The sequence below is a fragment of the Aliikangiella aequoris genome (assembly GCF_053709105.1).
On record NZ_CM132298.1, the window covers coordinates 1,472,917 to 1,486,470 of the forward strand.

Genomic DNA, 13,554 nt, shown 5'->3' on the forward strand with positions numbered 1-13,554 from the left:
TAACTAAATGCTTATAAATTTAACGCATCCATTGGTTCAACAAACTCGTAACCAAGGTTTTCAGCGACACTTAAGTTAGTCACAATTCCTTTGTATACATTAAGCCCATTGGCTAAATGTTTGTCGGCTTCAAGTGCTGCTTTATAGCCCTTGTTCGCTAAATTCAAAATATAAGGTAAAGTCACGTTATTTAAAGCAAAGGTTGAAGTGCGGGGTACAGCGCCCGGCATATTGGCAACACAATAATGCACTACTTCGTCAACAATATAAGTAGGGTCTGCGTGTGTGGTTGCTTTAGAGGTTTCAAAGCAGCCGCCTTGGTCTATCGCTACATCAACTACAGCCGAACCAGGTTTCATCTTGCTGATCATTTCTGCAGAAACTAATTTAGGTGCCGCAGCGCCAGGTATTAACACGCCACCAATGACTAAATCGGCGGAAAGTACGTGCTGTTCTAAAGCGTCTTTACTTGAAAAAACCGTGTCTACTTTGGCACCAAATTGTGCATCTAAGCGACGAAGAACATCAACTGAACGGTCGAGTATAACCACGTTAGCGCCCATACCAACAGCCATTTGTGCTGCGTTTGTGCCGACAACGCCACCGCCAATAATAACGACTTTGGCAGGAGCAACACCTGGAACACCACCGAGTAACATACCACGGCCAGCGTTAGATTTTTCTAAACACTGGGCGCCGGCTTGAATTGACATTCGCCCAGCAACTTCAGACATAGGTGCTAGTAGCGGTAAAGCGCCTGTGTGGCTTGTAACGGTTTCATAGGCAATACAAATTGATTTACTTTTAATTAAATCTTTGGTTTGTGGTAAATCAGGCGCCAAATGCAGGTAAGTAAACAAGATTTGGTCTTCTCTTAAGCGAGCGCGCTCTTCTGCTAAAGGCTCTTTGACTTTTACAATCATTTCGGCTTGAGCAAAAACTTCTTCAGCAGAGTTTTTGATTTCTGCACCGGCTGCAATATAGTCTTCATCGGTAAAACCAATGCCAATACCCGCGTTAGTTTCAACAATCACTTGATGCCCGTGACTTACAACCTCACGGACACTGGCTGGAACCATGCCAACTCGATATTCATGGTTTTTGATCTCTTTTGGTACACCGATTAACATTTTTAAAACCTCCAAAAAGGATGAGACGGGCTCAATTATTGTGCTTGAAAAATTTTGCGCTAGTATAGCGCTAGATATGTAGAATAACTCACTTATATTTGAGGGTTTATAGTGTTATTATCTTTTTACTGTATATTATTTAGAGGAAAATTCTATTGGTGGCTTCCATGTTAAGTGATTTAGATCGAATTGATCGCGCTATATTACGTGAACTACAAAAAGATGGCCGTATCGCCAATGTGGAACTCTCACGGCGAGTAGGGTTAAGCCCAACGCCTTGCTTAGAAAGAGTAAAACGGCTTGAAAAAAACGGGTATGTGACAGGTTATACAGCACAAGTTGCACCGCATAAGGTTGGGGCAGCACTGTTAGTTTTTGTTGAAATTCGCCTTTCACGCACTTCACCAGACGTATTTGATGACTTTAAAAAATCTGTTATTGATTTGCCGCAGGTGTTAGAGTGCCATCTTGTCTCAGGCGATTTTGACTATTTGGTAAAAGCGAGGGTCGCCGATATGAAAAACTACCGAAAACTTCTCGGTGAGACATTACTGACATTACCGGGCGTGAGCGGTTCACGAACTTATGTGGTAATGGAAGAAGTAAAAGAAACAACCACGATTCAAATTCCTGCTCAATAAAAATAAATCAATCATTTTGAGTGGATTACATAATAATAAAAGTAACCAGAAAGGCGTTTTTAAGGGTAATTTTCGTTGATGAATAGTCAAGTCGATAAACAACAAGTCGCTAGTATTCTAATGGTTAGAATGAAAGAGGGCGGATTTATTCTACTTATCGCAATCGCGATATTTTTATTTATATCCCTGTGGAGCTTTTCTCCTGAAGATAACGGCTGGACCAGTGTAACGACTAATTCAGAATATCAAAATGCGGGTGGTAAAGCTGGGGCTTGGTTTTCAAGTAGATTACTGCATTTATTTGGCTATTTGGCGTTTCTATTTCCATTTATGGTGCTTTATTCTGGTTATTTGGTATTTAGAGAGCGCAATAACACTTTACCTAATAGCTTAGCATTTTGGAGCTTCCGTATTTTTGGGTTTATTTTAACCTTACTTTTGGGCGCCGCTATTTCCGCTCAACATTTTGCCGATCCTGAAATGCAAAACGCTTATTATTCCGGTGGCATCTTTGGCAAACTTTTGGCCGATCTGTTAGTGGGCTGGTTTAATCCAGTGGGCGCTACTTTATTAATGTTGGCGGCTTTTTTTGCATCGATGACATTGTTTACCGGCATTTCTTGGTTTCAATTAATGGACTGGGTAGGTAAATGGACTTTGCAAGGTTTTGCGTGGATGACCCAAAAGTCGATTGATTTACTCGACGCAATGAAAGACCGCAAAAACCAAAAGCAAATTAAGCAAGCTAGAGAAACTGTTTTTAAACAAGAAAAAGTTAAAATTGAAAAGCGCGAGCCGGTTAAAATTGCCAAAGAGCAGCCAAAAATTGAGCCGAGTATTCGCACTGAAAAAGAAAAACAAGCGAGTCTATTTGATGATTTGCCGGTAGAAGGTGAGCTACCTCCGGTGCGTTTATTAGATGAGCCAAAGGCCCAAACTCAGCGAATGTCTGATGAGTCATTAGAAGCAATGTCACGTTTGGTCGAACTTAAATTGGCTGATTTTAAAGTTGAAGCGCAAGTCGTTGCGGTTCATCCTGGCCCAGTAATTACTCGATTTGAACTCTCTTTAGCCGCGGGTGTAAAAGTGGCACGTATTAGTAATTTAGCCAAAGATTTAGCCCGTTCAATGGCAACAACGAGTGTGCGTGTGGTTGAGGTTATTCCAGGTAAGCCTTATATTGGGATTGAAGTTCCTAACGAAAATCGTGAAATCGTTCGATTAAAAGAAGTTATTGCTAGCCGCGAATTTGATGATTCTAAATCTTCTCTTACTATGGCGTTAGGTAAAGATATTTCGGGTGCTCCCACAGTGATCGATTTAATGAAAATGCCTCACTTGTTAGTCGCCGGAACCACTGGTTCGGGTAAGTCGGTTGGCTTAAATGCAATGATTGTGAGTATCTTGTACAAATCATCGCCTGAAGAAGTGCGCATGATTATGATTGATCCAAAGATGCTTGAGCTGTCTGTCTATGAAGGTATTCCGCATTTATTAACGCCAGTTGTAACCGACATGAAAGAAGCAGCAAACTCGTTACGCTGGGCGGTTGCAGAAATGGAGCGACGCTATAAGCTAATGTCGGCGCTAGGGGTTAGGAATTTAGCCGGTTACAATCGCAAAATTAGAGATGCGCGCAAACGTGGTGAAGCAATTACTGATCCTCTGTGGAAAGCAGAAGAATCAATGGAAGAGCAAGCGCCTGAATTAGGCGAGCTACCCAAGATTGTCATTGTTATTGACGAGTTAGCCGATATGATGATGATAGTCGGTAAAAAAGTCGAAGAGCTTATAGCGCGAATTGCTCAGAAAGCGCGTGCAGCGGGAATTCACCTTTTGCTAGCCACCCAGCGTCCTTCTGTCGACGTAATCACTGGGCTTATTAAGGCAAATATTCCTTCTCGCATTGCGTTTCAAGTCTCATCTAAAATTGACTCGCGGACTATTCTCGACCAAATGGGCGCAGAACAGTTATTAGGGCAAGGGGATATGCTATATCTTCCGGGCGGAACGAGTATTCCAATTCGTGTACATGGCGCCTTTGTAGATGACGATGAAGTGCATCGAGTGGTAGGTGATTGGAAAAAACGTGGTGAACCGGTTTATGAAGACTCTATTCTAAATGGTGCTGCAGAAGTCGAAGTTCCAGGATTTCCAAACGAGTCAGATGATTCCGCAGAAAAAGATGAGCTTTATGATAAAGCCGTAGCAATTGTCACTGAATCTCGTAAAGCGTCAATTTCTGGCGTTCAGCGTCGCTTAAAAATTGGTTATAATCGAGCGGCTCGAATGATTGAAGAAATGGAAGCAGCCGGAATTGTCACCGAAATGCAATCTAATGGTTCTAGAGAAGTTATAGCGCCTCCGCCGCCAAAGGTATAACAGGCGCGCTTAGCTTAATTGTTAATATGTAAGCAGCCATGACAGGTTCATTTTATATTCAGGCTAGGCGCCAATAATTGTAGATGAAAAATGTTAACCAAAGACGCGATAATTATTGGTTACCCAATCAGTAGTTTCTATTAAGCAAAGGTTACTACACAGCGTGAATAAAGACGTTAAGCATTATTTAAATAAAAGGCTTTTATCAATGTTAAGTTCATTTAAGTTCCAACTTTTCAATCAAGTAAGTTTGGCCGTTACGCCACTTCGTTTGGTAAAAACAGTTTTTACTGCAGGGTGTTTGGCCATTATGGCGATTAGTCATGCTGCGGCATCAGAGCAGCCAGCAGCGACTATTTTGGCTAATAATTTAGCAAATTTAACAACTTACCAAGCGACCTTTGAGCAAAAAGTTAGCAATGATTTAGGTCAAGTTGTCGATCAAAGTCGTGGACAGTTTTCGATTCAAAGGCCTAACTTATTTCGTTGGGAAATTACAGAAACTTTTCCGCAGTTAATCGTTGCCGACGGTGAAAATATGTGGACTTATGATCCCGAGCTAGAGCAAGTAACTATTCAAAACCAATCTACAATGCTAGCCGATTCACCTTTATTATTAATGACTAGTGACGCAGCAACTTTACAAAAGAGTTATCAAATTTCAGTTCACCCTTTAAATGATAATAAAAACAAACAGCTTTTTCTGCTGAAACCTCTCTCAAAGGATAGTGTTTTTGAGTCAGTCAATCTGTTATTCGAAGAGCAGCGTTTAATAGAGATTTTAATGCAAGATACTTTAGGTCAAAAAACCAGCGTTCAATTTAGTCAGATTAAAATGAATCAGCCGTTAAAAGACAGTCTGTTTAAGTTTGTTCCACCTGAAGGTGTCGATATTGTTGATTCACGAACGCCAATTGACGAATAGGAATTTAGGTTAAAGTATTGTCTATGCGCGACTTATTTGAGACAGAGCCTGCTGCTGAAAACGAATTAAACAAAGCGCCGTCGCACTCAGCTAGGTCTGTTGATTTGTCCGTTCCTTTAGCTGCAAGGCTGCGCCCAACCAGCTTAATCGATTATGCAGGCCAAGAGCATCTATTTGCGCCTGGGAAGCCACTTTATGAAGCCATCAATCGGGGTAAGTTGCATTCAATGCTTTTTTGGGGGCCGCCTGGAACCGGTAAAACCACACTGGCTCGAATAATTGCCGCCAGTTGCGATTGTCACTTTATTGCCATTAGTGCTGTACTTGGTAGTGTTAAAGATATTCGTAAAGCGGTAGAACAAGCTAAGCAAAAGCAGGCGTTAGGGAAGAAGACTTTGTTATTTGTCGATGAAGTCCACCGTTTCAATAAATCACAACAAGATGCATTTTTACCTTATGTTGAAGATGGTACCTTTATTTTTATTGGAGCAACTACAGAAAACCCATCTTTTGAAGTAAACAACGCATTATTAAGTCGAGCTAGAGTCTATGTGCTTAAATCGCTTGACCACAAAGCTTTGCAAAAAGTCTTAGACAGAGCACTAAAAGATGAACTACTTAACACTGAAAAAGTGAGTTTAAGTGTGACCGAGACAGCGCGCGATTCGCTGATTAAAATGGCAGACGGTGATGCGCGGCGGTTACTTAATCTATTAGAAATGGCGGCAGATTTAATCGAGCCTCAACAAGGTATTGAGCCAGTCATCGACGAGTCACATATTAAAGCGCTGTTAGCTGGTGAAACGAGGCGTTTTGATAAAAGCGGTGAGGCATTTTACGATCAAATATCGGCCTTGCATAAATCGGTTCGTGGCTCTAACCCAGACGGAGCACTATATTGGTTTTGCCGCATGTTAGATGGTGGTTGTGATCCCTTGTATATTGCTCGTCGCGTAGTAAGAATGGCAAGTGAAGATATTGGCAATGCTGATCCAAGAGGATTACAAATTGCCATTAATGCTTGGGATGTACAGCAACGTTTAGGTAGTCCAGAAGGAGAACTAGCGGTTGCTCAAGCGATTGTTTACTTAGCTGCAGCACCCAAAAGCAATGCGGTATATCGGGCGTTCAAACAGTGTATGGCGGAAGTAAAGCAAGAGCCAAGTTACGAAGTCCCTTTACATTTAAGAAATGCCCCCACAAAACTAATGAAAGATTTAGATTACGGCACGGCCTACCGCTATGATCACGATGAACCAAATGCGTTCGCGGCAGGGCAAACTTATTTACCGCAAGATAAGCACTCGGCGCAGTATTATCAACCGAGCGATCGAGGCCTAGAAAAGCAGATTGCAGAAAAACTAAAAAAGCTTAACGACTTAAAGTAAGCGACTTAACAATAAGCGTTTTCATCGAATAAACATGCTCGGCTAATTAAAATGCGTATTGTTAACTTTGCTTTGATTTAAGGCTGCTATTGAATAACTGGAACAGACCATGCTAAAAATTGCCCCTTTATTAATGCTCGCATTAGGTGGAGCGCTAGGTGCCGTTGCGCGCTATGCAATAAAGCAGCTTTTGCCTCTTATATCATCGAGTAGTTTTCCGCTCAGCACTTTAATTGTTAACACTTCGGGTTGCTTTGCCGCAGGGCTTGTTTACACATGGCTTGAAAATAGCGGAACTCACTGGGACACTAGCAAGCAACTTTTCTTTTTCGCGGGATTTTTAGGTGCTTTTACAACATTTTCAGCTTTTGCGTTAGAGTCCTTAGTGCTATTTAATCAAGGCCAAAGTTGGCGACTAGGGTTAAATATTTTACTAAATTGTTTACTCTGCCTAATTTGTGTGTTTTTTGGCGCGTGGGTTGGTGGTAGAATAGCTGCCAATTAAATAGACACTTTAATATTTATAACTTACACCGACTTTTAATAACAACTATTTGGACTAATCCATGATCGACCCAAAATTATTTAGGACTGACTTAGAGCAGGTTGTTGCGAATTTAGCAAAACGCGGGGCCACGTTTGATAAGCAAGCCTATTTAAGCCTAGAAGAGCAACGTAAAGCCTTGCAAATGAAAACGCAAGAGTTACAAAACGAACGAAATAGCCGTTCCAAGTCAATCGGAAAAGCTAAGGCTTCGGGTGCGGATATTCAGCCGTTATTAGATGAAGTAGCTGATCTTGGAAAGTCATTAGATGAAGCTAAAGCGGCATTTGAAAGCGTTCAAAATCAGTTAAATGATATTTTTTTAGGCTTGCCAAATTTAATTGATGAAAGCGTTCCCGCTGGAAAAAGTGAAGACGATAATATTGAAGTAAGAAAGTGGGGAGAAATTCCACAGTTTGACTTTGAAGTTAAAGACCACACTGAAATTGGCGAAGCGATTAATGGTTTAGACTTTGCGGCGTCGGCAAAATTGAGTGGTTCTCGGTTTGCTGTGATGCATGCTGGAGTAGCAAAACTACACCGAGTTTTAGCCCAGTTTATGCTAGATACTCACACCGAGCAGCATGGTTATCAAGAGACTTATGTACCATTTTTAGTTAATCCAGAGTGCCTCTATGGTACTTCTCAATTACCTAAATTTGCTGAAGATTTATTTGCGGTTCAAGGTACCACTCAAGACGATAAGCCGTTGTATATGATCCCAACGGCTGAAGTCCCCTTAACCAACTTGGTACGCGATGAAATTATTGATGAAGCAGAGCTGCCAATTCGCTTAACTGGGCACACGCCTTGTTTCAGAAGTGAAGCTGGTTCTTACGGAAAGGATGTGAAAGGGCTTATCCGCCAACACCAATTTGAAAAAGTTGAGCTGGTTCAAATGGTTAAGCCTGAAAATTCAATGCAAGCATTAGAAGAACTGACAGGTCATGCAGAAAAAATTCTACAGCTGCTTGAGTTACCCTATAGAACAGTGACTTTGTGCAGTGGCGATATTGGGTTTGGCGCCACTAAAACTTTTGATATTGAAGTGTGGTTGCCAGCACAAAATACCTATAGAGAAATTTCTTCTTGTAGCAACATGGGCGATTTTCAGGCGCGCAGAATGCAAGCAAGATACCGCTCAAGTGAAACTGGCCGCCCCGAATTACTACATACGCTTAATGGGTCTGGTTTAGCTGTTGGAAGAACTTTAGTGGCTATTTTAGAAAACTACCAAACTGCCGATGGCAAAGTTAAAATTCCTGAAGTTTTAAAGCCATATATGAAAGTCGACTTTATTGGGTAGTGACTCTTATAAGCAAAAAAAAACGCCTTAACGGCGTTTTTTTTTCGACTTTTTCGGTTAACTTTCTGGGCTATTGAGCTCTTTTAAAAATTGCTCTAATCCAACTTCATTTAAACGCGGTAAAAACTGATTACGGTAGCTTTTACTCATATCGGTGCCTGCAACGTTAATATTATAGATTAGCCATTTTCCAGACTCGTTACTTAAATAGTAGTAAATGGCGAGCGGCTCAGCACCGTTTTGCTTCATTTCACTTTTTACTCTTGCGTTACCTGATTTTTTACTAATGAGTGCTTTCTCAAACTCAAAAGCTTGGCCATCGTATAACGAGATCCCTTTGGCATATTTGTTAATGACTCTATTAATATAACCATCAATAAAAAGTTGCTTCTGCTTATCGTTCATAGAGTCCCATGTAGAAGAGCCTAAGGTTTTTGCAGAGAAGCTTTCTTTGTCGATGACAGGGAGTAGGTTTTCTTTAACCAGCTTTTCTGCTAGCTGTGGGTTGCTTTTTAAAGCGGCTTTATTCTTTTCAACATCGGCTATCATTTTATCCGCTATACCTCTTAAATAGGTAGACGGATCGGTGTCTGCTTGAGCAAAACTAACTGTGCTTAGGATCAACAGCAGGCCAAATAACTTTTTCATTTTTATCTCCATTAGATAAGCTTTTACTGCGACTGGTGAGGTAATTGACGCAATTTTAACAGAATTATTACACTCGCGGTGTAGCTAAGTCGTTATATTATGTAAAAATGATGAACCCTAACTGAATTTGAGCGCTGATTGCGCTTTTTAAGCATTTTAAAGGATAATGAGTCTAGATTTTAGGTACACCGTGCCGGTTTAGGCAGCCCTGCTATTTTAGTGGCTTGTTTGGCGGGGCCTTCTGGAAAGAGCATTTGTAAATATAAGCTACCGGTTTTTTCGGCAGGCAAAAGCTTACTGAGATATTTCACTAAGGGTCTAATTGAAGGGCTAGTGTTAAATTCCAAATAAAATTGGCGGACATATCGAATCACCTGCCAATGATCATTTGTTAGCTCAATTGATTCTTGTTTTGCAATGATCGCTGCAATGTTTTCATCCCATTGATTTGGATCGATTAAATAGCCTTGTGCGTCAGTTTTAATGGAATCAGGAAGTTGACTGTTTTGAGGGCTCATGGGGTTACCAACTAATGTTTTTGCGTGATTCAATGGTTAATTTTACCAGTGTTTTATAATCGATAAGCTCACATGACACTGCGGTTGTCGCTAAAAGCGTATTAAAGCCTCGGCATTGAACATCATTAGCGACGGCAAATTTAGGCGCATCAATTGTTGCAATAATGTTTGCTGTGCTTGTGTTGACTAAGTTATTAACGCCATCTCCAATAAAAACTATCTGATCTTGTGCTTCAAATAAGCGTTTTCGAAAAGATTGTAACTCGCACTGAGTTAAGCTAGTGCTAACTATGTGTAATTGATAGTGCATCTTAGATTTACTGGATAACGGCATAGTAACTCACAATAAGTCAGGTCAAATTTTATTAGTTAAGGTTTAAAAGACTAAGCATTGATCGCTTTCGCTCACTCGGGCTTTGATCTCTGCATTGGAAAGGGCAGTTACATTGTCGATTAACTGGGCAATTTCTAACCCTCGAAAATGAAGGCTCTCGGTTTCGACTAGAATATTGTCTATATCGTAATACTCTAACGATTTCAGCTGCTTATCGTGGTTTTTATCTGGAAAAGCTGAGTCATCTTGAGCATTGAGTAAATGATAAACTCCATCGTCGACGAATATCAAATTAACCGATTGCTCAAATGCCGCACATACTAAAGCTAAGTCAACGCCTTCTTTAGCGCTAATTCGACTAAATGGTGGCGACTCTATTACTATGCTGGTGCTCATCAGAAATGAATGTTCCTAGTTATGTTTGGCTGGCTAAAATTCAATTTTACTTAAAATGAACCAAGGTGTGGGTATCATTTGCCATCAGTGCCGCTAATTGCCCAAGGCCGACGACTTTAAATTGCGGATCAAGGTTATGGCAGTTAAGTTGATTTGTTTGTGCTTCTTCATGTGAAATCACGCCGCGACGATTGCTTGCAGCCACACAAACTTGTAATTCATAGCCCTGTTGTTGGGAATCTTCTTTCCAACGTTGTAAAAGGTTAGTTTCATCAGTTGGTTTTAGCCCTAGTTGGTTGGCTACCAGGACCGCGTCTTGGTAAAAAAACACACTTTCAATTTTATGTTGGCTAGCTTTCACGGCTTTACAGTATTCAAGTGCAGACAAATGAGCTTGGGAATGATTAGGTGAGCCGGTTACTAATAGGGATATCGGTTTGCTCATTGGTTTAGCCAAATAGTTTAAGTTAAGTGATTTCGTGCTAATTTTCGAGCAAGCAAGGTTTTTATTCAAGTTTTTACGTTAAATTGAATAAATTTACAACTGGTCTAATCTCTTTGCTAGATACAAAACCTCATAATCCTGCCTAGCAAAATACTTGCTTGATGATAATAACTTAGAATGTTAAAGCGCGCACTCACAGAAAGCAAATAAACAGGCTAAGTAACGACATACAACTATTGAATTCAAACTATCCAAAGAGAAAATTAATGAGCAAACATGAGTTAGATCTCGACACCTTTATGCAAGAGGTGAAGGACCGTAATCCAGGTGAAGTAGAGTTTCACCAGGCGGTGCAGGAAGTAGCAGAAGATATCATCCCTTTTGTTAATGAGCACCCTCGTTATAATCAAGCCGCAATTTTAAAACGAATGATAGAGCCGGATAGAATTGTCTCTTTTCGAGTCAGCTGGGAAGACGATGAAGGTAACATTCAAGTAAACCGAGGCTACCGAGTGCAATATAACAGCGCTATTGGTCCTTATAAAGGCGGGCTAAGGTTTCACCCATCTGTGAATCAAAGTATTTTAAAATTCTTAGGATTTGAGCAAGTATTTAAAAACAGCTTAACAACTTTACCTATGGGTGGAGGTAAGGGGGGATCTGACTTTGATCCTAAAGGTAAATCTGATCGTGAAGTAATGCGCTTTTGCCAAAGCTTTATGACCGAATTACATAAACACATTGGCCCTAATAGAGATGTTCCCGCTGGCGATATTGGTGTAGGCGCACGAGAAATTGGCTATTTGTTTGGCCAATATAAGCGCTTAGAGAATGAGTTTACCGGAACATTAACCGGTAAGTCGATTGAGTTTGGTGGCAGTTTAATTCGAACTGAAGCAACCGGTTATGGCACAGTCTACTTTATGGATCTTATGTTAAAGCAGCAAGGCGATTCATTAGATGGGAAAACTGTGGTTATCTCTGGCTCTGGTAATGTCGCTCAGTATGCAGCTGAAAAAGTTATTCAGCTTGGAGGCAAAGTTGTTACTTTGTCCGACTCTAGTGGTTTTATTCATGACCCAGACGGTATCACTGTAGAAAAACTCGCCTTTGTCATGGAATTAAAAAACGAGCGTCGAGGTCGTATTAGTGAGTATGCCGATAAATATGGCGTGACTTTCTATCCTGGTGAAAAACCTTGGAAGATCGCTTGTGAAGTGGCGTTACCCTGTGCAACTCAAAATGAAATTGATGTTGCTGATGCTAAAATGCTGGTCAAAAATGGGGTTATCGCGGTTGCAGAAGGGGCAAACATGCCAACCTATATCGACGCCATTCATGTATTTACTCAAAACAAAGTCTTATATGCGCCAGGTAAAGCCTCAAATGCAGGCGGAGTGGCAGTATCTGGTTTAGAAATGTCACAAAACAGTCAGCGTATGTCATGGACGCGAGATGAGTTAGACGCCAAGCTTAAAGCCATAATGGCGGAAATTCATGGGAAGTGTATGGAATATGGCGCAACTCAAGGCGAATATGTGGACTATGTTAAGGGCGCTAATTTAGCTGGGTTTGTAAAAGTTGCGAATGCCATGCTAGCTTACGGCGTAGTTTAACCCGCTAAGAAAACTTTAGATAATAAAAAAGGCCCGTTATACGGGCCTTTTTTATTGAGAGTTAATTTATTAAGTATTCAATTAACTCATCAGGTTTTAATCATCGCCAGACAAAGCAGACAATAAGTTAAGTAAGTGCATAAACAACACATATAAATTAAGGTACATAGAAACCGTTGCTAATATGTAGTTAGTTTCTTCACCGCGAATAATGCTGCTAGTGTCATACAAAATAAAAGCTGACATTAATAATACACAAATTGCAGAAATGGCGAGTGAGAAGCCAGATATGTGTAGACCAAAGAAAGCACTACCTATGTAGTAAAACAAGATAGCACAGAACACCACGGTAACGCCGGTAAATAAGAAGCCGCGCATAAACGTGAAGTCTTTTTGGGTTTTTAGTACGTAACCAGACAAGGCGAAAAAGATTAAACCTGTTCCAGCTAAGGCCTGAACCACGATACTCGCGCCACTAGCGGCTACGTGATAACTAATAATTGGGCCCGCATAAAACCCTAAAAAGCCAGTAAAAGCAAAGGTCATTACCAGACCCATAGCACTGTTAGCGGTTTTATGAATTAAGAATGTCATGCCGAATAGGGCGATTAAATAAGCCCACCAAGGAATTAATGGAATATTAAACGCCATGGCAACGCCAGCCATCAATCCACTAAATAACAGCGTTGCAGACAGTAAGAGGTAAGTATTTTTAAGTACTTTATTAATTTCGAGAGAGCGACTCGCGCTTCTTTCGAAAGGCTGGGTGTTAGATTGCATAGCAAACTCCTGTTGAAAAAAATGCTCTACATTAAGAGCAGATTAAACTATAAGACTATCCTTATAATATGGCCTCAAGTTAAAGAAACCAAGCCTTTAGGTCAAGTATTTTTATGTAAATAATCATTTAGATGGTTGATATTTAACCGAATTTTAAAAAAAATTAAATTTTTTTTAAAATATGCTTTTACAAACTCAAACAATCCGGTAATATGCGCCCCTCAACGGAGAGATGGCAGAGTGGTCGAATGCACCGGTCTTGAAAACCGGCAAGGGTTAATAGCCCTTCTAGGGTTCAAATCCCTATCTCTCCGCCAGACAGAAAAACCCGCTTTTATAGCGGGTTTTTTTTTGCCCTAAAAATAAGTTCTTGCGCTTGCCGACACAACACAATCTTTTTAGCAAAATGACATTCAGTTATGCCAAGATAGCTGTTAATTAGTAGCTCATTATCAATCTAAATTGCACACTGTGGTTCAATTCAAAATTGAGCAGAATGAA

The 13,554-nt window shown here is 40.6% G+C and carries 14 protein-coding genes and 1 tRNA gene; 8 read left to right on the forward strand and 7 right to left on the reverse strand.

All coding sequences use genetic code 11. The annotated features are described in order from the left end of the window. Positions 1 to 11 precede the first annotated feature (11 nt). On the reverse strand, positions 12 to 1,130 hold the full coding sequence (gene ald / locus ACUR5C_RS06425; RefSeq protein ID WP_454467533.1) for an alanine dehydrogenase: 1,119 nt from the start codon (positions 1,128 to 1,130) through the stop codon (positions 12 to 14). 167 nt (positions 1,131 to 1,297) lie between these two features. Here ald and lrp point away from each other — a divergent pair, with 167 nt between their 5' ends. From lrp to serS, 6 genes are all read left to right on the forward strand, one after another. After that, positions 1,298 to 1,771, forward strand: coding sequence for a leucine-responsive transcriptional regulator Lrp (lrp, locus tag ACUR5C_RS06430; RefSeq protein WP_454467534.1), 474 nt, complete (start codon positions 1,298 to 1,300; stop codon positions 1,769 to 1,771). Between the two features lie 78 nt (positions 1,772 to 1,849). Beyond that, positions 1,850 to 4,153: a DNA translocase FtsK gene (locus ACUR5C_RS06435; protein ID WP_454467535.1), complete on the forward strand. Its 2,304-nt coding sequence runs from the start codon at positions 1,850 to 1,852 to the stop codon at positions 4,151 to 4,153. A gap of 208 nt (positions 4,154 to 4,361) precedes the next feature. Next, on the forward strand, positions 4,362 to 5,078 hold the full coding sequence (gene lolA / locus ACUR5C_RS06440; protein ID WP_454467536.1) for an outer membrane lipoprotein periplasmic chaperone LolA: 717 nt from the start codon (positions 4,362 to 4,364) through the stop codon (positions 5,076 to 5,078). 23 nt (positions 5,079 to 5,101) lie between these two features. Beyond that, entirely contained in the window at positions 5,102 to 6,466 is a 1,365-nt protein-coding gene (locus ACUR5C_RS06445) for a replication-associated recombination protein A (RefSeq protein WP_454467537.1), read from the forward strand. 109 nt (positions 6,467 to 6,575) lie between these two features. Further along, a complete protein-coding gene (crcB, locus tag ACUR5C_RS06450) occupies positions 6,576 to 6,971 on the forward strand; it encodes a fluoride efflux transporter CrcB (RefSeq protein WP_454467538.1) in 396 nt (131 codons plus the stop codon). A 61-nt stretch (positions 6,972 to 7,032) separates the two neighbouring features. Then, entirely contained in the window at positions 7,033 to 8,316 is a 1,284-nt protein-coding gene (serS, locus tag ACUR5C_RS06455) for a serine--tRNA ligase (protein WP_454467539.1), read from the forward strand. 57 nt (positions 8,317 to 8,373) lie between these two features. Here the strand turns inward: serS and ACUR5C_RS06460 are convergent, their stop codons facing one another. The 5 genes from ACUR5C_RS06460 to tusD form a co-directional block, all read right to left on the reverse strand. Further along, a complete protein-coding gene (locus ACUR5C_RS06460; protein ID WP_454467540.1) occupies positions 8,374 to 8,964 on the reverse strand; it encodes an MlaC/ttg2D family ABC transporter substrate-binding protein in 591 nt (196 codons plus the stop codon). Positions 8,965 to 9,143: 179 nt separating this feature from the next. Then, entirely contained in the window at positions 9,144 to 9,482 is a 339-nt protein-coding gene (locus tag ACUR5C_RS06465; RefSeq protein ID WP_454467541.1) for a TusE/DsrC/DsvC family sulfur relay protein, read from the reverse strand. 4 nt (positions 9,483 to 9,486) lie between these two features. Further along, positions 9,487 to 9,816, reverse strand: coding sequence for a sulfurtransferase complex subunit TusB (tusB, locus tag ACUR5C_RS06470; protein ID WP_454467542.1), 330 nt, complete (start codon positions 9,814 to 9,816; stop codon positions 9,487 to 9,489). Positions 9,817 to 9,858: 42 nt separating this feature from the next. After that, on the reverse strand, positions 9,859 to 10,212 hold the full coding sequence (gene tusC / locus ACUR5C_RS06475; protein ID WP_454467543.1) for a sulfurtransferase complex subunit TusC: 354 nt from the start codon (positions 10,210 to 10,212) through the stop codon (positions 9,859 to 9,861). A 46-nt stretch (positions 10,213 to 10,258) separates the two neighbouring features. Continuing rightward, positions 10,259 to 10,657 (reverse strand): sulfurtransferase complex subunit TusD, encoded by a 399-nt coding sequence (gene tusD / locus ACUR5C_RS06480; protein ID WP_454467544.1) that lies wholly within the window; start codon positions 10,655 to 10,657, stop codon positions 10,259 to 10,261. 266 nt (positions 10,658 to 10,923) lie between these two features. Here tusD and gdhA point away from each other — a divergent pair, with 266 nt between their 5' ends. Further along, positions 10,924 to 12,273: an NADP-specific glutamate dehydrogenase gene (gene gdhA, locus ACUR5C_RS06485; RefSeq protein ID WP_454467545.1), complete on the forward strand. Its 1,350-nt coding sequence runs from the start codon at positions 10,924 to 10,926 to the stop codon at positions 12,271 to 12,273. Between the two features lie 96 nt (positions 12,274 to 12,369). Here the strand turns inward: gdhA and ACUR5C_RS06490 are convergent, their stop codons facing one another. After that, positions 12,370 to 13,053, reverse strand: a complete 684-nt coding sequence (locus ACUR5C_RS06490; protein ID WP_454467546.1) for a Bax inhibitor-1/YccA family protein — start codon at positions 13,051 to 13,053, stop codon at positions 12,370 to 12,372. A 226-nt stretch (positions 13,054 to 13,279) separates the two neighbouring features. Here ACUR5C_RS06490 and ACUR5C_RS06495 point away from each other — a divergent pair. Next, positions 13,280 to 13,370 (forward strand) — tRNA-Ser (locus ACUR5C_RS06495). Positions 13,371 to 13,554 lie beyond the last annotated feature (184 nt).